At 38.9% G+C, this 24,459-nt stretch carries 20 protein-coding genes and 1 pseudogene; 15 read left to right on the top strand and 6 right to left on the bottom strand.

The window, feature by feature from the left end; translation table 11 throughout:
- Window positions 1–8: 8 nt before the first annotated feature.
- A complete protein-coding gene (locus RMB03_RS16045) occupies window positions 9–224 on the bottom strand; it encodes an MbtH family protein (protein ID WP_003651732.1) in 216 nt (71 codons plus the stop codon).
- A gap of 29 nt (window positions 225–253) precedes the next feature.
- Window positions 254–1,456 (bottom strand): enterochelin esterase, encoded by a 1,203-nt coding sequence (fes, locus tag RMB03_RS16040; protein ID WP_311076906.1) that lies wholly within the window; start codon window positions 1,454–1,456, stop codon window positions 254–256.
- A 267-nt stretch (window positions 1,457–1,723) separates the two neighbouring features.
- Here fes and RMB03_RS16035 point away from each other — a divergent pair, with 267 nt between their 5' ends.
- From RMB03_RS16035 to RMB03_RS16015, 5 genes and pseudogenes are all read left to right on the top strand, one after another.
- The gene (locus tag RMB03_RS16035) at window positions 1,724–2,494 is read left to right on the top strand and encodes an SDR family oxidoreductase (RefSeq protein WP_198495824.1); all 771 of its coding nucleotides are present in this window, start codon (window positions 1,724–1,726) and stop codon (window positions 2,492–2,494) included.
- A 44-nt stretch (window positions 2,495–2,538) separates the two neighbouring features.
- Window positions 2,539–3,777 (top strand): isochorismate synthase, encoded by a 1,239-nt coding sequence (locus RMB03_RS16030; protein WP_311076905.1) that lies wholly within the window; start codon window positions 2,539–2,541, stop codon window positions 3,775–3,777.
- Window positions 3,774–5,438 carry an AMP-binding protein gene (locus RMB03_RS16025; RefSeq protein WP_311076904.1) on the top strand — a complete coding sequence of 555 codons (1,665 nt, stop codon included), beginning with the start codon at window positions 3,774–3,776 and terminating at the stop codon, window positions 5,436–5,438. The genes RMB03_RS16030 and RMB03_RS16025 overlap by 4 nt, the downstream gene beginning before the upstream one ends.
- Window positions 5,439–5,459: 21 nt before the next feature.
- Window positions 5,460–6,110 (top strand): annotated as a pseudogene (locus RMB03_RS16020) (isochorismatase family protein); the annotation flags it as partial.
- A 30-nt stretch (window positions 6,111–6,140) separates the two neighbouring features.
- Window positions 6,141–6,329, top strand: a complete 189-nt coding sequence (locus RMB03_RS16015; RefSeq protein ID WP_371864194.1) for a phosphopantetheine-binding protein — start codon at window positions 6,141–6,143, stop codon at window positions 6,327–6,329.
- Between the two features lie 56 nt (window positions 6,330–6,385).
- Here the strand turns inward: RMB03_RS16015 and RMB03_RS16010 are convergent, their stop codons facing one another.
- Complete coding sequence (locus RMB03_RS16010; protein ID WP_311076903.1) at window positions 6,386–9,547, bottom strand: multidrug efflux RND transporter permease subunit; 3,162 nt, start codon at window positions 9,545–9,547, stop codon at window positions 6,386–6,388.
- Between the two features lie 217 nt (window positions 9,548–9,764).
- On the opposite strand from RMB03_RS16010, the gene RMB03_RS16005 reads away from it, so the two are divergent.
- Entirely contained in the window at window positions 9,765–11,726 is a 1,962-nt protein-coding gene (locus tag RMB03_RS16005; RefSeq protein ID WP_311076902.1) for a TonB-dependent receptor domain-containing protein, read from the top strand.
- Window positions 11,727–11,864: 138 nt separating this feature from the next.
- Window positions 11,865–12,266 (top strand): transcriptional repressor, encoded by a 402-nt coding sequence (locus RMB03_RS16000; RefSeq protein ID WP_004642804.1) that lies wholly within the window; start codon window positions 11,865–11,867, stop codon window positions 12,264–12,266.
- A 60-nt stretch (window positions 12,267–12,326) separates the two neighbouring features.
- On the opposite strand, the gene RMB03_RS15995 is transcribed toward RMB03_RS16000, so the two are convergent.
- Window positions 12,327–14,117 (bottom strand): bifunctional metallophosphatase/5'-nucleotidase, encoded by a 1,791-nt coding sequence (locus RMB03_RS15995; RefSeq protein ID WP_311076901.1) that lies wholly within the window; start codon window positions 14,115–14,117, stop codon window positions 12,327–12,329.
- Window positions 14,118–14,467: 350 nt separating this feature from the next.
- Between RMB03_RS15995 and pqqA the strand changes: the two genes are divergently transcribed.
- The 8 genes from pqqA to RMB03_RS15955 all read left to right on the top strand — a co-directional run bounded on the left by pqqA (window position 14,468) and on the right by RMB03_RS15955 (window position 20,025).
- Window positions 14,468–14,542 (top strand): pyrroloquinoline quinone precursor peptide PqqA, encoded by a 75-nt coding sequence (pqqA, locus tag RMB03_RS15990; protein ID WP_001982218.1) that lies wholly within the window; start codon window positions 14,468–14,470, stop codon window positions 14,540–14,542.
- Between the two features lie 74 nt (window positions 14,543–14,616).
- On the top strand, window positions 14,617–15,528 hold the full coding sequence (pqqB, locus tag RMB03_RS15985) for a pyrroloquinoline quinone biosynthesis protein PqqB (protein ID WP_311076900.1): 912 nt from the start codon (window positions 14,617–14,619) through the stop codon (window positions 15,526–15,528).
- An 8-nt stretch (window positions 15,529–15,536) separates the two neighbouring features.
- Complete coding sequence (pqqC, locus tag RMB03_RS15980) at window positions 15,537–16,295, top strand: pyrroloquinoline-quinone synthase PqqC (protein ID WP_311076899.1); 759 nt, start codon at window positions 15,537–15,539, stop codon at window positions 16,293–16,295.
- Window positions 16,292–16,576: a pyrroloquinoline quinone biosynthesis peptide chaperone PqqD gene (gene pqqD, locus RMB03_RS15975; RefSeq protein ID WP_003651748.1), complete on the top strand. Its 285-nt coding sequence runs from the start codon at window positions 16,292–16,294 to the stop codon at window positions 16,574–16,576. The genes pqqC and pqqD overlap by 4 nt, the downstream gene beginning before the upstream one ends.
- Window positions 16,573–17,727, top strand: a complete 1,155-nt coding sequence (pqqE, locus tag RMB03_RS15970) for a pyrroloquinoline quinone biosynthesis protein PqqE (protein ID WP_311076898.1) — start codon at window positions 16,573–16,575, stop codon at window positions 17,725–17,727. Before pqqD ends, pqqE begins: the two co-directional genes overlap by 4 nt.
- 16 nt (window positions 17,728–17,743) lie before the next feature.
- On the top strand, window positions 17,744–18,796 hold the full coding sequence (locus RMB03_RS15965; RefSeq protein WP_311076897.1) for a dipeptidase: 1,053 nt from the start codon (window positions 17,744–17,746) through the stop codon (window positions 18,794–18,796).
- A 574-nt stretch (window positions 18,797–19,370) separates the two neighbouring features.
- Window positions 19,371–19,547: a hypothetical protein gene (locus tag RMB03_RS15960; protein ID WP_003651752.1), complete on the top strand. Its 177-nt coding sequence runs from the start codon at window positions 19,371–19,373 to the stop codon at window positions 19,545–19,547.
- Between the two features lie 241 nt (window positions 19,548–19,788).
- Window positions 19,789–20,025 (top strand): hypothetical protein, encoded by a 237-nt coding sequence (locus tag RMB03_RS15955; protein ID WP_005040740.1) that lies wholly within the window; start codon window positions 19,789–19,791, stop codon window positions 20,023–20,025.
- Between the two features lie 83 nt (window positions 20,026–20,108).
- On the opposite strand, the gene RMB03_RS15950 is transcribed toward RMB03_RS15955, so the two are convergent.
- Window positions 20,109–23,216 (bottom strand): efflux RND transporter permease subunit, encoded by a 3,108-nt coding sequence (locus tag RMB03_RS15950; RefSeq protein ID WP_311076896.1) that lies wholly within the window; start codon window positions 23,214–23,216, stop codon window positions 20,109–20,111.
- Entirely contained in the window at window positions 23,213–24,379 is a 1,167-nt protein-coding gene (locus tag RMB03_RS15945; protein WP_311076895.1) for an efflux RND transporter periplasmic adaptor subunit, read from the bottom strand. Before RMB03_RS15945 ends, RMB03_RS15950 begins: the two co-directional genes overlap by 4 nt.
- Between the last annotated feature and the right edge of the window lie 80 nt (window positions 24,380–24,459).

The following is a 24,459-nucleotide window of genomic DNA, read 5'->3' as shown; positions in this document are numbered from 1 at the left end:
ATACTCCTTTACGCTTGCTGAAATGGGTTAATTGCAACCCAATGCTTTTCTACATACGCAATACACGAAGCCCGTGTATCTGGACCATGTTGAACGTCCCAACCTGATGGCACCTGATGTTGGGCTGGCCATAAACTGAACTCACCTTGCTGATTTTTTAAAACCTGAAAAGACAAACTTTCATTATCGAAAGGATTAATATAGTTTTCCTGTAAGTTGCTCATGATATTGTTATCCTTGATGAAACAAATGGTTATAGTGAAAGAATTTTTTGCAATGCCTTAAGCAAGTCTGCACGCCAGTTCACCGCATCGTGGCCGCCTAAAAAAGTGTGAAAACTCACTTGATTGAATGATTGCAATTGTTGATAAAGCTGGTGGGCACCGTCCCGCATATCGGTTTCACACGTGCCTGCACTGATATAAATTTGAGTTGTTTTTGGTAATGGATGAGATAAATTTAGTAGTTCTAAAAAGTTACCCGTATGGTTTCGTCCCAACGCGCTGTTAGAAAAATCTGACCACCAATAAGAGCCAGACTGCAAAATCAGGGATGTAAAAACTTTTGGGAAAAGCAGTGCGCTATGCAAAGCACATAAACCACCTAAACTTTGACCACATAAGGTAATGTTCGTTGTTGAAATAAATGAATATTGTTCTAAAAGAATTTCTAATAATTCACTTACAAGCGCCTGACTAAAGACATCATGGCAACCATAATCTTGTCGACGTTGTTGGCTGTTTAAACTATGGATAAATACGTATGCAGCGGGACGGATCTTTTTTAAATCGGTTAAATCTCTAATTTCGGAAAGAATCGAAAGCTCTCGACTCCAGACTTGGCCATCAAGAAAAATAACGAGTGGTAATGTTTTTTGAACTGCCTGACCACTAATAAAAACATCAACTAAATAATCTTGTTGACATAACACGCTTGACCACTGAAATGTCTTTGTAATAGGGCAAAGGGTGGTGGGTAATTGTTTTGTCTTTTCGAGTTGAACATGATTAATGTAACGAGCCAAGTGTCCGCTATAAAACTGCTGATGGCTTAATGAATCAATCTGAGCATTCTGTTTAAGCTGGGTTTGCCACCATGAGCGTCGCGTTGCCGCACAGTTTGTTTGTGGTGCTTCCTCACTCGCTGTAACTACAACATAACTACCAGCCCAAGCTACAGGGAGTTTCATTTCAAAAAAGTACACATCTGTCCCAGCTATATGGCTAAAACGATTCCACTTTTGATAGATAGATGGGCTTTGTGAATAGACATCGATATAAACGAAGCAACGCTCTTCATGCTTGGGTTTACGCCAAACAAAAGTGCAAGAAGTTTTATTATTTGTTTGCACAGTAACAAGGGGATTACCTAATTTTTTAACGGTATTCCACCAAGTTTCACATCCAACATTTGATTGTTGAAATAGTGGATGTAGAGGATGAGAAAATGGCTTCATTTTGAGTCCATCTCGACAAGAAAGCGCGGTCAAATTATCAGAATGATTCTCATTAGTAAATGAAAACAATTATCATTATAATCAATAAAAAATGATAAGTTTTATTAATATCAATTAAAAACAATTATTTAAGTTGAAATTATGGTTAATAAATAACTTAATTTAGATTGTAATCTTATGTTTGATATTTATCGCCCTTGATAATAATGATAATTATTTGCAATTATGTTGCGCAATTTAGTGATCAAATCAGACGGGAGTAAGAACATGAGCTCTACCATCGTAGTCACAGGCGCTGCAAGAGGTATCGGAGCTGCTATTGCAAAACAATTATTGCAACAAGGGTATCAAGTGATCGGTATTGATCAGCAGGAAAACCCAGAACAATGGGAAATTAGCAAAAACCTGACATCAGATGAATGTTTACGTTGGCAAGGCATTTCACAGGACATTACACAGCAACAAGCTACTCAAAAGCTTATTGCCGATCTTTTAGAAAAGCACAACATTACAGGTTTAGTGAACGCCGCAGGTGTCTTGATTATGCGTTCTATGCTTGAAGCAAAAACAGAAGACTGGGAAACACTTTTTGCGGTAAATGTCATGGCTCCTATTGCGATTAGTCAACAACTTGCCAAACATTTTTGCGAGAAAAAACAGGGAAGTATTGTCACGATTAGCTCAAATAGTTCACGTATGCCACGGATACAACTTGGCATGTATGCAACTAGTAAAGCTGCGCTCAGCCACTACTGTCGTAATCTTGCGCTTGAAATCGCACCGCATCAGGTACGGCTCAATATTGTTTCACCAGGCTCAACTTTAACTCAAATGCAGCAACAGTTGTGGACGGACAATGCGCCGCCGCCAGCGGTAATTGATGGCGATTTAAGCCAATACCGGACAGGTATTCCTCTACGAAAATTAGCCCAGCCTGAAGACATTGCAAATACAGTCAGCTTTTTACTTTCCGATCAAGCAGCACAAATTACCATGCAAGAAATTGTGGTTGATGGGGGAGCCACTTTAGGCGTTTAAACACTCATTCATTAGAACAAAATAACGGTATAAGGAGTCACGAGATGTCGGCACAGCATCCGTATTTTATCCAACGAGAAAATTTTACTGAAAGCCACGTTGCACTTGCTCAAGAGGTTCTAAAGTGTGGACATGATGCTGGTTTTATTTTTACCACGCCAGAATACACAATCAATAGTCATCAGAAATTACAAGATATTCAGGTCGCTAAAAATAGCCTTTTAAAAGATTGGCTACAAGAAGCTCGAATTCAATTACAGCAAGCGATTACCGACGGTTATAAAGACGTCAAGATTATGGGCGGACTGCCGTTTTGCTCGGCAGCAGATGTCAATTTAATGCTCATGCAAAATGCAAAAATATGTCAGAAGGTCCTCTATGCACAATCTGATCTCGATCTTAGTTCTTTAAGATTAAACAAGGCCGATTATTTCCCGTTAGGTGAACATTACCAGCAGCAAGTTGAATATCTGGTTCAGCAAATGCAGGCAAAGAAACTGGATAAAGCTGTTCTAGCCCGCATTTTACAACTTGAATTTGAAAAAAATATTCCAATCTCAGACTTATTTTTCAATTTAGCCAAACATAATCCTGAAGGTTATAACTACGCTGTTGCGAGACATCCTCAAAGTGAAGGTTGGTTTGTTGGTGCAAGTCCAGAACTATTAATTGCAAAGCAAAATACAAAAATCTGGAGTAAACCCGTTGCGGGCACATTGGCTCGTGATGATGATCCAACCATAGACCAAAACAACGCCAGAGCATTACTTGCTTCACAAAAAGATCAGCATGAACATGCGCTCGTAATCGAAATGATTGCCGATGAGCTCACACCTTTTTGTAAGCAACTACAAGTACCTAAACAACCTTCTCTTATTCGTACCAAACGTCTTTGGCACTTGGCTTCACATATTACTGGTGAGTTAAAACAAGCCGATACACATGTTTTTGATCTCATTGAACGTTTACATCCAACGCCCGCAATTTGTGGCGAACCGAGCTCAGTAGCCAAAGATTTAATTCAGCAACTTGAACCATTTAATCGTGAACTCTTTGCAGGAACGATGGGATGGGCAGATGAACAAGGTAATGGTGAATGGTCGGTGACTGTCCGTTGTGCCCGAATTTATCAGAATATTGCCCGTTTATTTGCTGGTGCAGGCATTGTGGAAGCTTCTCATCCGCAAGCTGAACATGCTGAAACTGCCGCAAAATTCCGTACTGTGCTGGACGGATTCCAGATTTCACCAAACCAATTACCAATACAGGGATCAAACATATGACAACACAGGTTTATTTGGATGGTGCTGTGCCATATCCAGCAGAGTTTGCTGAGATTTACCGTAAAAAGGGTTATTGGCTTGGACAAACCTTGAGTGACTTCTTGCGTGAAAGTGCGCAAAAGTACCCGAAAAATATTGCAATCTATGAGGGTGAAAAAGCCGTTAATTACTCTGAGTTCGATTATTTAGTCGATTGCTGTGCCAGCCACTTATATCAATATGGACTAAGAGCAGGTGACAAGGCAGTTGTACAGATGCCAAATCACTATCAGTTTTACGTTTTATTTTTTGCACTGATTCGGCTTGGTGCACTACCGGTAATGTCTTTACCCGCACATCGCTATGCAGAACTCAGCAGTTTCTTCAAACAAACTCAAGCAAAAGCTTATTTCTGTGCTGATTTTAGTGCACAAAAATTTGACTACCGAGAGCTTGCCGAAAAGCTTCAGCAAACAGCTTCTTGCTTACAACATGTATTTGTACTTGGAAATGCAGGTAACTTTGTTGCCATTCAAGACCTATTTAAAGAAACCAATATTTTGGATGAAGCCATCTCTCCGACTACGGCAGATCAGGTTGCTTTTTTACAGCTTTCTGGTGGAAGTACTGGGGTTCCTAAGCTTATTCCACGCACCCATGATGACTACCTCTACAGTGTTCGTGAGAGTGCCAAAATCTGTTGTCTGGACCAGTCATCACGCTTACTCATGGTTTTACCTGCGGCCCATAACTTTTCAATGAGCTCAGCTGGTTCTTTAGGTATTTTTTATGCAGGTGGTGCGGTTGTTTTAGGAACCGATCCAAGTCCTGACACGGCATTTCCATTAATAAAAAAACATGGCGTAACTGATGCTTGCCTAGTTCCTGCATTAGTTCGACCTTGGATGGATAAAGCTGCAAAAGATCAAGCCCCAATCTTATCGACATTGCGTTGCTTACAAGTTGGCGGAGCGCGATTACCTGATGCAGTTGCTTCACGTTTAATTGATGAGTTTAAGGTCAATCTGCAACAAGTCTTTGGAATGGCTGAAGGGCTTGTGAACTACACCCGTTTTGATATGACGAAAGACCAAATCATCCATACACAAGGTTTAAAAATTTCTGAAGATGATGAAATTTTAGTGCTAGATGATAACGATCAACCAGTAGAAGCTGGGCAAGTGGGGCATTTGCTTACACGAGGCCCATATACCATTCGCGGTTATTACCAAGCACCAGAGCACAATGAGCGTTCTTTTACTCCTGATGGTTTTTATCGTACTGGCGATTTAGTTCGTATTCGTGAAGATGGATGCATTGTTGTCGAAGGCCGTTCTAAAGAACAAATTAATCGTGCTGGGGAAAAGATTGCGACCGAAGAAGTTGAACAAGCTCTACTAACCCATCCGCAAATTCGTTTAGCGGCATTAGTTGCTATGCCAGATGAGGTCATGGGTGAAAAAAGCTGTGCCTTTGTTGCATGGCAATCTCAAAGCGATGATCCAAGTCCAATTCGTCTTGCGATGTCAGTACGCCAACACCTTAAAGACTATGGACTTGCGACCTATAAAATTCCAGATCGCGTGGAATTTATCGAGCAATTTCCATACACAGCCTTTGGAAAAGTCGACAAAAAACGATTGCGTCAACAACTTGAAACTAAAACCAATGTTCTTGCTTAAAGATAAAAAAGGAAAAATTTGATGAGTATTCCAAAGATTGCCAGTTATAGCATGCCCCAAGCACATGAATTTACGACGAATAAAACACATTGGCAGTTGCATACCAACCGCGCTGTTTTATTAGTGCATGATATGCAGCAATATTTTTTAGACTTTTATGATCAAACCCAAGAACCGATTCCAGAATTGATTAAAAATACCAAAGAACTGATTGAAACTGCACGCAAGTTTAATATCCCTGTGGTCTATACCGCACAACTTGGTAACCAGACGCCAGAACATCGCCAGTTACTAACTGATTTCTGGGGAACTGGTCTAAAAGACGATCCGGAAATCACTCAAATTTTGCCGGAAATTACGCCTCAAAAAAATGATACTGTTTTAACAAAATGGCGTTATAGCGCATTTAAGTTTTCTCCACTCGAGCAACTCATGCGTGAGTCAAACCGAGATCAGCTCATCATTTGTGGTGTCTATGCACATATTGGTTGTCTCATGAGCGCAGCAGAGGCATTTATGCTGAACATTCAACCATTTTTATGTGGAGATGCACTTGCTGACTTTAGCCGTGAAGAACACGATATGGCTTTGAAATATGCAAGTACACGTTGTGGGCAAGTCATGACGACTCAACAAGTCACTCGTTCGTGGGAACTTGAACAAGCCGCATCACCGTTAACCCAAGAAGGTATTGTCTTGGCAGTGAGTGAACAGCTACAGATTCCTGTATCAGACATCCAGTTAAATGATGATTTACTCATGCTTGGGCTTGATTCAGTTCGCCTCATGACACTCGTAGGTAAATGGCAAGCTTATGGTGCACAGGTCAGCTTTGAAGATTTAGCCGAACAACCAACTCTAGAAGTGTGGATTGATAAGCTAGTCGCTTAAATTCAAAGAATAAAAAAATGGCAGATTTAATATCTGCCATTTTTTTATTTTAACTTTTAAAAGGATGTATTGTCCTTTTTAATACGACGGTTAAATTTCAAAGTTCGAGTAAACCTAAGTTTGCTCATTGACCACTGAAAACTTGGCGCACTATGAATCATAACAAAGAAAAACACCGTAAATAGCGGTACAAGTAAAGTACCAAACACAACACTTCCAAATACACTCATGCCAATTTCATAACGGCTAGCAGCACCTGCACCTGTCGCAAAAATTAAAGGAATAACTCCCGCACCAAAAGCAAGGGAGGTCATCAAAATCGGACGTAGACGCAGCTTTAAAGCCTCACTTGCTGCGCCAATTTTACTTTTCCCTTGTTTGAGTGCTTGGGTCGCAAACTCCACAATTAGAATTGCATTTTTACAAGACAGGCCAATACCCGTTAATAGGGCAATTTGAAAATAAACATCATTAGGTAAGTTAAAGATCTTGGCAAAAATAATAGTGCCCGTAATTCCTAAAGGTAGACCTAATAAAATGATGAATGGTACTTTCCAACTTTCATATAAGGCTGCCAAACATAAGAAAATAAACAAAATAGAAATGACATATAAAAAGATAGCCTGCCGATTAGACTGCTGCTCTTGTAACGAGAGGCCACTCCACGCAACGTCTACGCCAGATTGTTTAGCAACCATATCCGTAAGTTCTTGCATGGCTTGTCCTGAACTAAAGCCCGGACTGATATTTGCTTCAAGTTGTATAGCAGCCAATCCCATAAAGCGAGTTAAAGCTTCCGGTCCACCAGTCCACTGACTTTGAGCAAAATGGGCGAGGGAAAGCATTCCACCTGTATTGTTTCGCACATGCCAGTAAGCTAAATCTTCAGGTTTAGAGCGAAACTCAGAATCACCTTGCATAATAATTCTTTTAATTCGACCTCTTTCAACAAAATCACCAACATAGTTTCCACCCCAAGCGGTAGATAAAGTTGAACGTATCGCTTGCTGATCAATTCCCAGCATTTTTGCCTTATTTTGATCGAGTTGAATAAATACTTCGGCTTTATCTTCACTCACAAGGGGACTTAGATTTTCAAATGCTGAATAGTTCCGCGCCTCTTTTTCTAAGGCTTTATATTGTTTGATTAATTCATCGCGGCCTTGACCATTTACATCTCTAAGCCAAAGTTCTAAAGCATCAGACTGCCCTAAACCAGATACACTTGGTGGCATTCCTACCATGACTTTCGCTGGCAAGTTTTTTTGCAAATAAGTTTGAGCACGTTCACGAATAGCGCTTGCGGTATTGGCTTCACCTTTACGCTCATTCCAATGTTTAAGAGAAATAAACGCCATGCCTAAATTTGGTCCACTTCCTGAAAAATTTTGTCCATTCACCACAAGTACGGTATTAATATTTTTGGCTTCATGTTCAAAAAAATAATTATTGACGAGCTTTCCAACTTCTTCGGTCTGACTCATCGAAGCACTATTATGCAAACTATATGGAACAGCAAGTAGTCCTTGGTCTTCGTTAGGAATAAAGCTTGTAGGCAAGCCACGGTAAATCATAAATAAAATAACCGCTATGCCCACAACTAACAGACTGGAAAAGACTTTGAACTGAATTAGGCGAACTGATAAAAAACTAAAAGTTGATCTAACTTTTTGAAGAGCAAGCTCGAGTGCTTGTCCCCATTTTGGCTTTGTATTATGCTTTTTTAATAAAACTGCGCACATTGCTGGTGTAATGGTCATGGCTACAAATAGCGATAACAACATAGCTGCCGCTAAGGTAATAGAAAACTGGCGGTAAATCATACCCGTCGAACCACTAAAAAAGGCCATTGGGATAAATACCGCAGTTAATACCAGTGTAATACCAACCAAGGCACCGCTAATCTCTTGCATCGACATTAAACAAGCTTCACGTACGCTAAGCTGTTGTTCATGCATAAGTCGTTCAACATTTTCGACCACGACAATCGTGTCATCCACCAGCAACCCAATGGCTAAAACCAATGCAAATAGGGTAAGGGTGTTAATACTCATTCCAAACAAATACAACACAACAAATGTGCCACTAATTACAATAGGAACCGTAATGGTTGGAATCAGTGTCGCGCGCCAATTTTGTAAAAAGAGGTACATCACAATAACAACAAGTACAATTGCTTCAAGCAAAGTGATAATGACTTGCTTAATTGACTCTTCAATAAAGGGAGTATTGTCTCTTGGATAGACAATTTTATATCCAGCTGGTAAGTGCTGACTAAGCTGAGCCATTTTTTCTTTAATAAGAGCAGAAGTCTCAATTGCATTGGCATCAGGGCTTAGAGATATACCTAGGCCTGCCGATGGATAACCATTAAGCGTATTAATACTTTCATAATTTTCCGCACCTAATTCGACTCTCGCGACATCTTTTAAATAAACAAGGCTTCCATCAATATTTGCTTTAACCACCACTGATTTAAAATCATCTATTGTTTTTAAACGTGAACCTGCTTTTACTTTTGCATAAATATTCTGGTCAGAAGCAGAAGGCATTGCACCAATCGAACCCGCAGCAATTTGAGTATTATAATCTTCGAGGGCCTGTTCAATATCACTCGGCACAAGTTGGTAATTTCTAAGCTGATTTGGATTTAACCAAATTCGCATGGCATAACTCGAACCAAAAACATCAACCTCACCAATTCCTTGTAACTGGCTTAAAGGTTGTTCAAAGTGATTCACCATATAATCAGACAACTCAATATTGCTGGCTTTTCCTGTTTCATCATATAGCCCAACAATAAGCAGCATATCACCCGTGGTTTTCCATATATTTACGCCTTGTTTTTGAACTTCCTCAGGCAAACGGTTTAACGCAGCATTAATTCGGTTTTGTACTTGTAATTGTGCTTTATCAATATCTGTTCCAATTTTAAAGTGAATATCAATGCTACTCGTTCCCGATGATTCACTATAGGACGTAAAGTAAAGCAAATTATCCAGACCTTTGATTTGTTGTTCTAAAATTTGGGTCACGCTTTCTTCTACAGTGTCAGCAGCTGCACCACGGTAGTTTGCAACAACAGTGACACTGGGCGGAGCAAGGTTTGGATACCGTTCAATAGGCATTGCTAAAGTGGCAAAAAAACCAAAAATAAGAATAGTGATTGCAATGACAGAAACAAAAATAGGGTGATATATAAAAAATCGAGAGAGCATTGTTATGTCTACTTTAAGCTTGTTTTAAATAGGTTTTTAGGCACACGAATGTGTAATGGTAACGCTTTTTTACAGCACAAACAATAATGATTATCATTATATAACTAATAATTATTTTTATCTTGATCAGTAAAAGTCATGCGTATATGATGCTCGGCACATCATAAATGATAATAATTATCACATGGTAATCATTATCCAAAACAAGGGCCGAGAAATGACGTTAACTAAAAAGGCGCTGGTGGTCGCCATCTCAACACTGCTTCCGTTCGCAGTTCAAGCAAATATAGATAGTGAACAGCAGGGCAATACCGAACCAGTTCAAAAACTTAAAACTATTGTGGTTTCAGCAGCATTAAAAGAACAAGATGTTGATAAAGCACCCGCATCGATTAGTGTGATTACTAGCGAAGAGATTGAGCGTAGTGCAGCACTCAGTCTTGCTGATGTTTTACAAAAACAAGCTGGGGTTTATAACTACAATAGTGGGCAAGATAAGATTGTTATACGAGGAATGCTCAACACATCGGGTAACTACACACTCATCTTACTCAATGGCAAACGCATGTCATCGAACGGAGCAATGTGGCGAGGTAATGACTTTGACTGGAGCGCAATTCCTTTAAATAGTATCGAACGTGTTGAAGTCATTCGTGGGCCAATGTCATCACTTTATGGTGCAGATGCCATGGGTGGTGTAATCAATATCATTACCAAAAAAGCAGAAGATGGGCAGCTTCATGGTTCGATCTTTGGGCAATATAATCGAGCCGACCGTGGAAATGGTAAAGATCAATTCCGTTACGGATTTAATTTATATGGGGGATTAACCGATAATTTAAGTTTTACTTTGGCAGGAGACGCATATAACCGTGATGCATGGTACCGAAATGGTAAGCCAGATCCAGATGGAGCGTACTTTGTAGAAAAAGACACTAAAAATGTAAATGGTACTTTAAGCTGGAATATTAGTGACCAACAAACTTTAGATCTAGATTTGGGTTATAACAACGATAAACGACCCCTTACTCAGGATGCCGCAACTTCCATTCAAGAATCAGAAATGAAACGTACCAATGTGGGGATTGCGCACCGCGGAAAATGGGGATGGGGTAAAACAGAAGCCTATATTGGTAAAGAAACAGCCAAAATTTATGATTACGACAGCGAGTATGACGCACCACAAAGTCGTCAATATAAGCAAGAAAATTTAATTGGTCGTGCTTTCGCTAACTTTGATTGGCTGATGAATAACACCACAGCAGGTTTTGATTATAAAGACCAGAAAATTACCGATGTTGTGAGTTATATCGGCACTGGAAAAAACCAGCAGAAGAGCTACGGTGTATTTGTTCAAAACGATACCCACATTAACGATGCACTGACATTAACTTTAGGTGGTCGTTATGACGATTTTGATGACTTTGATGGCAAATCAACAGGTAAAGCCTATTTAACATATGAGTTAGCAGAAGGTGTCATCCTTAAAGGTGGTGTAGGACAGGCATATAAGGTTCCATCTCCAGCTCAGCTAGATATCAATTATTCAATGATCTCATGTGGTGGTAGTTGCCATATTCGAGGTAACCCTAACTTAGATCCTGAAGAAAGCACCAACTATGAAGCTTCTTTAATTGTAACTCGACCAAATTGGAATGCTGGAGTTACAGTTTTCCAAAATGATGTGAAGAACCTGATTGAAGCGATTACCCTAAGCGATGGAGACCCTCGTTTAGAAGGCGATTTTAGAAAAATTTGGACTAATGTAAGCCGTGCGGAACTCAAAGGGGTTGAACTCACAGGTGGTTATGACTTCACCGATAATTTAGGTGTTAAGGCAAATGCAACTTATTTAGATGCAAAAAACAAAACTACTGGTAAAGATTTAACTGAACGACCAGAGTGGCTCGCTAATGGTTCAATTTCTTGGGCGCCCGTTGAGGATTTTCGTGTAAATGCTGGCGTAAGTTATGTGGGTAAACAAATGTACTCAGCAACTAAAGAGTTACCAGCTTATACAACTTACGATGTTACCTTTACGTCACCACTTTCACCACGTTTAACATTGGATTATGGTGTAAAAAACCTGACTGATGTTGATCTTGAAGATAAAAATAAAACCTTTAATACCAAACTCTATGGACGCAATTACTTTGTAAAAGCGACTTATAGTTTTTAAGGTAAAACTAAGCTCAAAGCCTATTCATAGGGGAATAGGCTTTGCTTTTTTATAAACAAATACCCATAATTTTCAAGCAAGTATCGACAAAATAATTTTAATAAATCTTATACTTCTAAACATTAAGGCTAATTAATCATGACGACAACTTCAAAATCATTATTAAACGGACTACCGATAAAAAAATCGAGAATACATGTTTTTGAAATCTTAAATCAGAATCCACAAGGTTTAAGCGCAGACAATATTTATGCTCAAATTAAAAATGAATATAAAATAACGTTAGGAACGATCTATAGAATTTTATCTGAATTTGAAAATCGTAAACTCATCAAAAGGGTGTTCTTAGGAAAAAGCAAAAGTATCTACAAAATCAGAAAAGATAAAATGAGCTGTAATCTGATTTGTCTTAAAACATCAGAAGCCTCTAACTTTGAGCATGAGAAAGTTAATGAATTACTTCATGAAGTTATGGAAATTATTTTTGCAAATACTGGAGCAGACATTAGCAGTATTGAGCTTAACCTTTATACTGAATAAAACCTTTATATAGAGAAAAATAAAGGACAGCTTTTGCTGTCCTTTATTCGACGAGTCTTATTATTTAATTACTTTAATTCGAGTTGTAGCAGGAATAATTAATGGAGAGTTCTTTGAGTTTTCCACAATATAGCTTTCCAGAGCATCAATATCTTGACCACCACCTACACGGTTTTGGCCATCTTTTAATACCGTAAAGTTATCGCCACCATCTGCTAAGAAGCTATTTACCGTCACACGGTATACTTTACTGTCAACCAACGGTGAACCAGCAACCATGATGTTACTTGCTCGCGGTGAAACAGAAGTATTTGCCGCATATTCATAAGTGAATTCTTTAGATGGCTGTAAAATTCTCGCTGAATTTGCATTTGCACCAGACCATTGTTGTTCAAGTACATCTCTAATCTGTTTGCCAGTCAAGCTCAAAGTCACAATAGAGTTACCAAAAGGTTGCACCGCAAAAACATCGCCAAAGGTAATCTGGTTACTGCTGTTAATCAATAGGTCTGCACGTACACCACCTGGGTTCATGAGTGTAAAGTCAGAGCCTTGGTTACTTGCTTTTAAGGCTGCCGCTTGCTGAGCATCGGCAATCATAATACCGAGCGGACTTTCACCACTCTCGACTTGAGTACGACTTACAACCGCTGTTGCAGTTCCAACCACACGACTTGAAATGGTTGTCACAGCTTGGCGATACTTATCTAAAATTGCTTCAATACTTGGGGTCTTACTAAATTTTTGATAGAGATCTGTAAGGCTTACAGTGGTTGTTCCAGATGTGTAGGCTTCACTTTGTATAGGAACCTGTTTAGCATCCTTTTTAATCACATCACCAGTTTTACCATCAAGCTCAATCTTGATGTCAGTAATAAGCGTGCCATATTGTCCAGCTGAGGTAAGCAAGAACGGTTTTGCTGGATTTTTTGTAGCATAGTCACAAATATAAGATTGATGCGTATGCCCCGAAACAACAATATCAACTGCCGGATTTAACTTTTCTAAAATGCCCAAAATCGGGCCGCTTAAGCCGTCACATGTTTTTTCATTAAACTTAGTACTTGGTGCAGCACCTTCATGAACTACAACCACAATTGCTTCAATTCCTTGTTTTTGTAACTCAGGAATTAAAGCATTTACCGTATCTGCTTCATCACGGAATTCTACATCTTTAATACCAGCTGCCGAAACAATACTCGGCGTTGCTTTAAGGGTTAAACCAATAAATGCGACTGGAATACCGCCGTAAGTTTTGACTTTATAGGCAGGAAAAATCGTTTTGCTTGCATCATTTTTCATTGCTACGTTAGCTGCAAGAAAATCAAATTTTGCACCGCTAAAGTTTTTATTAATTTGGCAAGGTGCAGTGCTAGTATATTGCTGACATCCACCGTTTTTTAAGCGGCGTAACTCATCTGTACCACGGTCAAATTCATGATTACCCACAGCATTAAAGTCAATTTGAATATCATTCATTACTTCAATAGTAGGTTCATCTAAAAATAAAGAAGAGGTCAGTGGGGAAGCACTAATTAAATCGCCAGCAGAAACAACAGCATTATTTGGATTTTCTGATTTAAGTTTTTTAATTGCGTCGGCAAAGTAACTCACCCCACCCACAGGAATACGCACAGATTGAGCGGAATCATTTGGATTTGGTGCTTGAACATAACGCTTTGGTGGCTCAAGATTTCCATGAAAGTCATTAAAAGCTAAAATATTTACAGTCTGATTGCTTCTTTGAGCAGGTGGGGCCGTACCGTTATCATCATCGTCATTACATCCCGCTAATAACGTTATTGTCAGAGAAAGTGTTGTTACTTTAAATAGTGTTGTTAAATTTTTCATTCTTTTATCATTTGATCAATTATGACGGATAAAAAATACGCTTTTAGTATGAATATTTGATGAAAAATGAATATGATAAAAAATAGAAAAACACTAAAAAAGTTAATGATCGAGCCAAACTAGCGTAAAAAAAATTTACCATTTTAATAAAGTTCTATTTTATTAGCCTATAACTAGGCTGATGGGTTAGAAATATTAAAATTTGGACAAAAAACACAATTATCGAACAATATCTTCGCTAAAGGCTGTCTACAAACCCCAATTTTTTATTTAGAATAAATTTTTAATTGCCTTATCAAATTTAATCAAGTGATTAATTTCACAAGATTAATATGAACCGGAGATAATTTATGCAATGGACTAAACCCGCTTTTACTGATTTACGCATTGGTTTTGAAGTTACAATGTACTTCGAAGCACGTTAATCAGCTTCATCCAAATATGTCATAAGCCCTAGTCTTGTTCTAGGGCTTATCTCTTTCTAATAAGATATTAATTTATGTATATTTATGTTTTAGGTTCAGCTGCCGGAGGCGGGTTCCCGCAGTGGAATTGTAATTGCCCGAATTGTCATGGTGTCCGTACAGGTACGATTAATGCCAAACCCCGTACTCAATCATCAATTGCGGTTTCAGAAAATGGCGTAGACTGGGTTTTATTAAACGCATCACCTGATATTCGTCAGCAGCTTTTCGAATTTAAAGCAGCTCAACCAGCTCGTAAATTGCGTGATACAGGAATAACGAGCGTTATTTTAATGGACAGTCAGTTAGACCATACGACTGGGCTTTTAACCTTACGTGAAGGTTGCCCAATGAATGTGTGGTGTACAGAAATGGTCCACCAAGATTTAACGAGCGGCTTTCCAGTTTTTAATATGCTCAAACATTGGAATGGTGGTCTTCAATATCATGAGATTAACCCTAAACAAGCTTTTAAAATTGATGGTTTTGAAAATTTAGAATTTTTACCTTTAATTATTAAAAGTGCTGCGCCACCGTATTCACCACATCGAAATGACCCCCATGATGGCGACAACATTGCCTTAATTATCAAAGATCATAAGACACAAAAACAGTTGTTCTATGCACCGGGTCTTGGAAAAATTGATGATCACATCATGCAGATTATACAGAGTTCAGACTGCGTCATGATTGATGGAACGCTCTGGACAGATGATGAAATGCAACAAACAGGGGTTGGTAAAAAAACTGGTCGTGAAATGGGTCATTTATATATTAGTGGCGAAGGTGGTTCACTCTCTTATTTAAATCAGCTGAGTACACCTAAAAAAGTACTTATTCATATTAACAATACAAATCCAATTTTAAATGAAAACTCTAGCCAGTTTGCTGAGCTTAAAGCAAATGGTGTAGAAGTTGCCTATGATGGCATGCAGATTGAACTCTAAGGTGAACCATGACTCAAACACCTGAAGCTTTAACAACAGAGCAATTTAAACAAGCGATTATTGATAAAGGCCAGTATTATCATATCTATCATCCATTTCATGTGATGATGTATGAAGGCAAAGCAACTCAACAACAAATTCAGGCTTGGGTTGCAAACCGCTATTACTATCAAATTAATATCCCGCTCAAAGATGCAGCCATTATGGCAAATTGCCCAGACCAACGCGTTCGTCAAGAATGGATTCAACGCATGATCGATCAAGATGGTGAATATCCTGATGGTGGTGGTCGAGAAGCATGGTTACGGTTAGCCGAGGCTGTGGGCTTGAGTCGTGAACAAGTGATTTCTGAAGAACTGGTTTTACCAGGGGTTCAATTTGCTGTAGATGCCTATGTGAACTTCGCACGTCGTGCTTCATGGCGGGAAGCAGCAAGTAGTTCTTTAACTGAGTTGTTTGCTCCAAAAATTCATCAATCACGTCTAGAGTCGTGGCCACAGCACTACCCATGGATTGATGATAGAGGCTATGAGTATTTCCGTTCACGCTTAAGTCAGGCCCGCCGTGATGTTGAACATGGTTTAACGATTACGCTTGATTCATTTACGACTCATGAGCAACAAGAACGAATGCTTGAAATATTGCAGTTTAAGCTGGATATTTTATGGAGCATTTTAGATGCTTTAACACTTGCATATGTTCACAATGAAGCACCATATCACAGTGTGACTAGCAAACGGGTTTGGCACAAAGGACTATTTAAATGAATAAAGAGCAGTTTGATTTAAACCTTGTGCCGACATGGCGACAAGGTTACCGTTTTCAGTTCGAGCCAGCTCAAAATGGTTTTGTGATTTTATATCCTGAAGGCATGATCAAGTTAAATGAAAGTGCAGGGGCAATCGGACAATATATTGATGGACAGCAAAATGTTTCCGCAATTATTGCTCAGTTAAAGCAAAAATTTGGTGATATTGCTGAGATTGATCAGGATGTAATAGATTACATGCTGGTCGCAAAGCAGCAGCACTGGATTGACTTGGTATGACAGAAGGTGTTGGCCTACCTTTATGGTTATTAGCGGAACTCACTTATCGTTGTCCGCTACAATGCCCATATTGCTCAAACCCATTGGACTATGCTCAGCATAAAAATGAACTGACCACCCAAGAGTGGTTCGATGTTTTTGATCAGGCCCGCCAGATGGGCGCCGTTCAACTTGGTTTTTCTGGTGGTGAACCACTGGTACGCCAAGATTTAGAAGAGCTGGTTGCACATGCTCACCAACAAGGGTTTTATACCAACCTGATTACCTCGGGCATGGGACTCACCGAACAACGCATTGCCGATCTAAAACAAGCAGGGTTAGATCACATTCAAGTGAGCTTTCAAGCTAGTGATCCTGTGGTAAATGATGCCCTGGCCGGTTCAAAGCATGCTTTTGAACAAAAGTATGAAATGTGCCGACTGGTTAAAAAATATGATTATCCGATGGTGCTCAATTTTGTAATTCATCGGCATAATATTGACCAGATTGAACAAATTATTGAACTTTGCCTAGAGCTCAATGCAGACACAGTCGAGTTAGCAATTTGTCAGTTTTACGGTTGGGCTTTTTTAAACCGCCAAGGTTTGCTACCAACACAAGAACAACTAACACGTGCCGAACGCATTACCAATGAATATCGAGAAAAATTAAAAGCGCAAAATCATCCCTGCAAACTCATTTTTGTAGTGCCTGATTATTATGAAGAAAGACCAAAAGCCTGTATGAATGGCTGGGGTAAAATCTTCTTTACAGTTGCTCCAGATGGTATGGCGCTGCCTTGCCATGCAGCACGACAATTACCAATTTCGTTTCCAAACGTCCGTGAACATACATTGTCCGATATCTGGTACAAATCAACTGGATTTAATCATTTCCGTGGCGATGCATGGATGCCAGAGGGCTGCCGCAGTTGCCCTGATAAAGACCGAGATTTTGGTGGATGCCGCTGTCAGGCCTATATGTTGACCGGCGATGCTGCTAATGCTGATCCTGTATGTGGGAAATCGCCGTATCATCAAATGATTAAGCAAGCACGTACAGAAAGTCATGTAGCAGCTTCCCTACAACAACTTGTGTTTCGGAATAGTAGAAATTCTAAATCTTTAAGTGCTAAACAAAATATTCCAGTCCACACAATTACAGATAAATAGCAAGAGCGGGAATCCCATGAAGCCTAGCCATATTCCAGTTTTTGATGGACATAATGATGCATTAACGCGTTTATGGCTAAGTGATCATGCAGATCCTGTACATGGTTTTCTGCACGAACGTTTAGCAGGTCATCTTGACTTAAAACGCTGCCAGCAAGCAGGCTTTGTTGGTGGAATGTTTGCCATTTTTTTACCCCCATTTAGCTATGTGCAACATCATCATCCCAATAAATTATTTGATCAAAATGCCTCTGATTTTACCCAGCATCAAATTGAACAGATTTGTTTAGAGCAACTCGATATAGCACACCAACTCGCGCAACGTTCTACGGACATTCAAATTTGCACATCCGTTCAGGATATTCAGAGTTGTGCAGACACGCAGAAACTGGGCATTGTGCTGCATATGGAAGGTGCAGAAGCTTTACAGCAAAACTCCGATTTACTTGATGTATTTTATGACAGAGGTCTGCGTAGTATCGGCCCACTTTGGAATAGGCCCAGTCGGTTTGGACATGGTTTGAATGCTAAGTTTCCTCACTCACCCGACACAGGAGCTGGTCTTACCCAAGACGGCAAAGCCTTTATAAAGCGATGTGCTGATAAAAAAATGGTGATTGATGTTTCCCATATGAATGAACAGGCTTTTTGGGATACTGTAGATCTATTGCAACAGCCAATCGTAGCAACACACTCTAATGCACATGCTTTATGTCCTCAAGCCCGTAATTTAACTGACCAGCAGCTTAAAGCAATTCGAGAAAGTAAAGGTATAGTCGGGGTGAATTTCGATGTTGCTTTTTTACGGTCGGATGGGCAACGTAATGCAAATACATCTATAGATGTAATTTTAGAGCATCTAGATTATTTTATAGATCGACTTGGTGAAGAACATGTAGCTTTGGGTTCTGATTTTGACGGCGCACTCATTGGGACTGAGCTTGAAGATGTTATGGGCTTACATAAACTTATTCATCGCATGCAACAGCGAGCCTACTCAAGCGAACTCATTGAAAAACTATGTTTTACGAATTGGATAAACGTGCTTTATCGGATTCTGGGTGAATAGTTTTAGAGCTAAACGTATTGAACATAACTAATTATTTGCGTTTTTTGATTGGCTGAAATGACTAAAAAAAATACAAATGGTTTAATTGTCAACCATTTGGTAAATTCACTAAACTCAACCTTACTGAATGTAAGAACATTTAGTATTTCAGGTCTTTTGTGGTTTTCACATTACCCATTTCTTCATGAGAAGTAGAAATGGGTTTTTTCTTATAAATTATATAAACGTGATTTCCATCACAATAACTACTAATTATTGGTAAAACCCTTCAATCCCATCTTGACTAAAAGTTCAGCATTAAATACATTTGTAGTGTATTTAAAGATAATAAGATTGCTTAAAGCAATTCATAATACTGCTTAATCCTGAAATACAGTAAAAGCCTATTCAAAAACAGAATAGGCTTTTTACTTTGTATCAAAATTTATTTTTTTAACTATTAAGGTATTTAATTAACATAAAAATTAAATACCTTACAAAAGCGGAGCAAATGAAAGCCGTTAAATAACAAATTATGTGCTATTAATTTAAGTTGATTTTTCAAAAAATACTCCGTTAATCGAAGAGGTGCAAAATGTTAAAGTCAATTATAGTATTGGGAACAGGTATTGCGATTGGGATGTGTGTGTACAAGAAAAAGCAAAAAAATAGTAAGAGTTTTAACACAGATAGCGATACTGACTCAGTGATTAGTAAAGACAGTGCTAAAAATCAAGATGATGGCCAGCTTGATAACGCTGTAAAAGTTTAGAGTTAAATAAAAAGGGGTTCAGATAATGAACCCTTTAATTTTTATTAAAAATAAAAAGTAATAATTATTTTGAATAGATTAACTTAAATATAATATTTAAATTAAATAATCACTGAACTATTCATTTAATTATTGCAAAAGCATGATTAAAATAAAAAAACACTTTCATTATTAAAATTTACATATTGTATCAGAGGAATCTTTATTATTTTTGATACGAATAATAAAAATGGAGACTAGAATGTCAAAGCGCCATATTTTAAAAGAAGTAAATGCCAAAAGTATGTGTGGTATGGAAATTGTGGTTGAACAAATTTATGAAAATATTGATGAGAAAAGCTTTGTCGAAGCTGGAATAGAGCAAAACTGGTTGCCACTTTCTAAAATTGTGATTTCGGATAAAGTCATTAATTTAGATCAAGATAATACCTTTGCTCATCCAAGAACAGGCAAGGTCTTTAAAGTCCTTAACTCTTAATCGATTCTTACTTCTCTAGTACAGTTTTATATTTCTAAGTTATTGAGGCGAAACACAGATAAGTTTCGCCTCAATGCATTTAACTAAGAGCTAATTTTCTTCTTAGAGAAGAATTTTTCTGCTGCTCCCAACACAAATATAAAGAATACCGGGACAAAAAAGATTGCCAGAATAGTCGCAGATATCATCCCTCCAAATACGCCTGTACCTAGCGCATGTTGAGTTTCTGAACTCGCTCCACTTGCAATCACCAATGGAATCACACCACAAGTGAAGGCAAGTGAAGTCATTAGAATTGGGCGTAAGCGTAACTTCGCTGCTGCAACAGCTGCTTCAACTAAACTCATTCCTTCTTCTTTGAGCATTTTTGCGAACTCAACAATTAAGATCGCATTTTTGGCAGATAGACCAATAATGGTAATCAGACCAATTTTGAAGAAAATATCATTTGGCATTCCTCTTAGAATAATGGCTAAAATTGCACCAAAAATTCCTAAAGGAACAACCAGCATAACTGATAACGGAATTGACCAACTTTCATAAAGTGCAGCTAACACTAAAAACACGACCAACATTGATAACGCGATAAGAAATACCATTTGAGATTCAGACTGTTTTTCTTGCAAAGAAATACCTGTCCACTCATAACCGATTCCTTGAGGAAGCTTGGCAATCAGTTTTTCCATTTCTCGCATCGCATCGCCAGAAGATACACCCATGTTAGGAACACCAGCGATACTTAATGAAGGACGGCCATTGTAGCGATTATATTGCTGCGGTAACTTGTTCCACTGAGGAGTTACAACCTCAGATAGAGAAACCAGTTGTCCGTTTGCGCCCGCAACCTTCAAACTTAAAATATCTTTTAAGTGCATTCGTGATTTTGCATTGGCTTGAACAATAACTTGCTGCATTCGTCCTTGGTTCGGAAAATCATTGATATACATTGACCCCATTGAAGTCGAAATAACATCTGAAACGGAAGCAAAGCTTACACCTAGAGCACTTAACTTCTCACGGTCTATTTTTAAGCTAATATTGTCACCTTCGGGCAAACCTTCAGGATAAACCATATAAAACTTTTTGTTTTGAGCAGCCATTTCCATAAGTTTTTCTTGTGCAGAAATTAAGGCAGGCATTCCTAAATTTGCTTTGTCTTGTAAGCGCAAGCTAAAGCCTGAAGATGTACCTAATTCATCAATGGCAGGAGGAAGTACCGACATCGTTGTACCTTCTTTACTATTCGCCATTTCTGCATTAGTGAAGTTAGTATAGTCGGTCGTGGATTTATCACGTTCACTAAAATCTTTTAAGGTTGTAAAAGCGAGTGCTACGTTTTGTCCAGCGCCACTAAATCCCCAGCCCATAATTGAAATATTACTTTTTACATCTGACCGCTCGTTTAAATGGTCTTCAAATTCTTTGACGATTTTTTGAGTTCGTTCAGCTGTTGCATCCGAAGGTAACTGGAATGAAGTCAAAAACCAGCCCTGATCTTCTTCAGGCATAAAAGCAGTTGGCCAATATTTCATTCCTGCAAAAGTTAGTCCCGTAATCACCACAAAAATGATTAAAGTCGGAATAGTATGTTTAACGACTTTAAGTAGAAGAACTTCATATTTTTTTGTGACTTTGTCAAAGCTACGATCAAACCATGCATAAAATCCCTTCTTTTGATGATGTGCATCAATCGGTTTTAATAAGGTTGCGCAAAGGGCGGGTGTGAGAGTGAGCGCTAAAAATGCCGAGAATAAAATTGAAACTGACATGGTAATAGTAAACTGGCGATAGATAATGCCGACCGAACCGCTCGCCAAAGCCATGGGTAAAAACACTGCTGCCAACACCAACGTAATACCAATAATCGGGCTGGTAATCTCAGTCATGGCCTTTGAAGTCGCTTCTTTAGGCGATAAACCTTCAGTTGCCATAATCCGTTCGACGTTTTCGACCACGACAATAGCATCATCAACAATAATCCCGATCGCAAGCACCATCCCGAACATGGTCAACACATTAATTGAGTAACCTGTTAAAAGCATGATGGTAAAGGTACCAAGCAGGGCAATTGGAGCCACAATCGCAGGAATTAAGGTATAGCGAACATTATGAAGAAATAGATACATCACAATAAAAACCAAAACCATGGCTTCAATTAATGTATGAACTACTTTTTCTATCGAAATTTTAACAAAAGGCGCAGTATCGTATGGAACACTAAATTGCATACCTTCGGGTAAATTTACTTTTAATTCTTCGAGTTTCTGTTTGACACCTTCCGCTGTTTTTACCGCATTGGCACCAGGGCTAAGTTGAACCGCCGCAGCAGTTGCAGGTTTACCATTTTCTAAAATGGCAAAGTTATATGACTGAGCACCCATTTCTACATCGGCTACATCGGACAACTTAATATTGGCACCACTAATGTTGCTCTTTAGACTAATATTTTTGAACTGCTCAACATTTTCAAGCTGTCCTTGAGCGGACAAAGGTACGGTAATTAGTTGACCGTTAATTAAAGGCCTATCACCAAGCCGACCTGGTGCAATATCAATATTATTATTCCGAATTGCATTGTTTACGTCGCTTATTGAGAGTCCATAAGAGACCAACTTGTTTGGATCTACCCAAATCCGCATTGCTTTCTCAGCACCGAAGGATTGAATTTTTCCAACACCTTCAACACGTTTAAGCTCTTCAACTACATTGCGTACCAGATAGTCACTTAAATCTACTTCTGAATAGCGGTGGTTAGGTGAATTTAAGCCTACAAGCATTAAGAAACCCGATGAAGATGCTTCGACAGATAAACCTTGTTGGCGGACGACTTGTGGTAATCGTGCTTCAACCGCTTTAATTTTATTCTGTACATCGACTTGAGCCATATCGACATCAGTACCGGGTTTAAAAGTCGCGGTAATTTCAGCGGTACCAGATGAATCGGTTGTGGCGCTATAGTAGAGTAGGTTTTTTACTCCTGACATTTCCCGTTCAATGAGGGTAATCACACTATCATTAATAGTTTTTGGAGTAGCGCCTGGATAACTTGCTGTAATGTTAACCTCAGGTGGTGCAACACTCGGAAAGCGGGCAATAGGTAACTTTGGAATACTCAGTACACCAAATAAAATAATAAAAATCGCAATGACCCATGCAAAAATAGGACGGCGAATAAAGAATTGAGACATCATTTCGTGTCTCCTTGCTTCGCCGTATTTTCTGCTGAAGCTGCTTTCCATACGGAAATCGCCAGCTTCTGGTTTGGCTGAATACGCTCTATACCTTCAACAACAACTTTGTCGCCAGCTTTAAGCCCTTTATTGATGAGATAAAATTGCTCATATTGTTGCCCTAATTCTATAGCGCGAATGTCTGCACCACCTTTAGCATTTACCACGTAGACTTGCGGATCGCCGTTCATATTGCGCTGAATTGCTTGTTCTGGAACGAGTAAAGCCTGAGGAACCGAAGCACGTTCAATAGTGACGCGCACATACATACCCGGAAGTAATTTTCTTTCAGAGTTATTTACTTCAATACGAATGGTGACATCACCAGTCTCTGGATCAACATTAATGTCTTCAAAAAGCATTTTTGCCGAGACGTTATAGGGTTGTCCTAAACTATTTAGAATTTGCACATCTTTTTGATTGTTGGCAGATAGCTCTCCACTTTGTAAAGCTGCCTTTAAGCGTTCATATTCACCAATAGACTGTTTTACATCGACATACACACGGTCAATTTGTTGAATTGTAGCCATAGTATTGCTATCACCTTGGCTAACTAATGCACCTTCAGTCACAAATGATTTACCAATACGTCCTGAAATCGGTGCTCGTACTGTCGCGTACCGTAAATTAAGATTTTGGCGAGCCAACAAAGCTTTCATTTGGGCAACATCTGCAATTGCTTGTCGATATTGCGCTTCGGCGTTACTCACTTCTTGCTTACTAATTGCGTTACTTGGTAAAAGTTGCTGATAGCGTTCGAGTTGTATTTTTAAACGATTAACTTCAGCTTCAGCTTTATTTAGTCCAGCTCGATTACTATTTACATCGGCCTCAAATGTCTCTGAGTTTATTTTATATAGCGGTTGTCCAGCTTTAACTTCACTACCTTGAGCAAATAAAACTTTTTCGATAATGCCACCAACTTGAGGGCGAATTTCGGCAGTCCTGAAAGCTTGAACGCGTGCAGGTAAGTTTTCGCTAAAATTAATCGGCTGCGGTTGAACTGAAATAACGGTAACTTTAGCTGTAGATACCTGTGTTTGATCACTTGCTTGTTCTGTCCCACAACCATGTAACACAAGACTGAAAGATAAAACGAATGGAACTAAAAAATGCTTTTGCACTTTTATAACACCTAATGGACTTCTAGATGCTGACATTATTTTTGATGTGTGTGTAACGAAAATCACGAATATGTGGAAAA

Source organism: Acinetobacter sp. V91_7, assembly GCF_031799075.1.
Classification (GTDB): Bacteria; Pseudomonadota; Gammaproteobacteria; order Pseudomonadales; family Moraxellaceae; genus Acinetobacter; species Acinetobacter calcoaceticus.
This window is presented reverse-complemented; position numbering and strand designations above follow the sequence as displayed.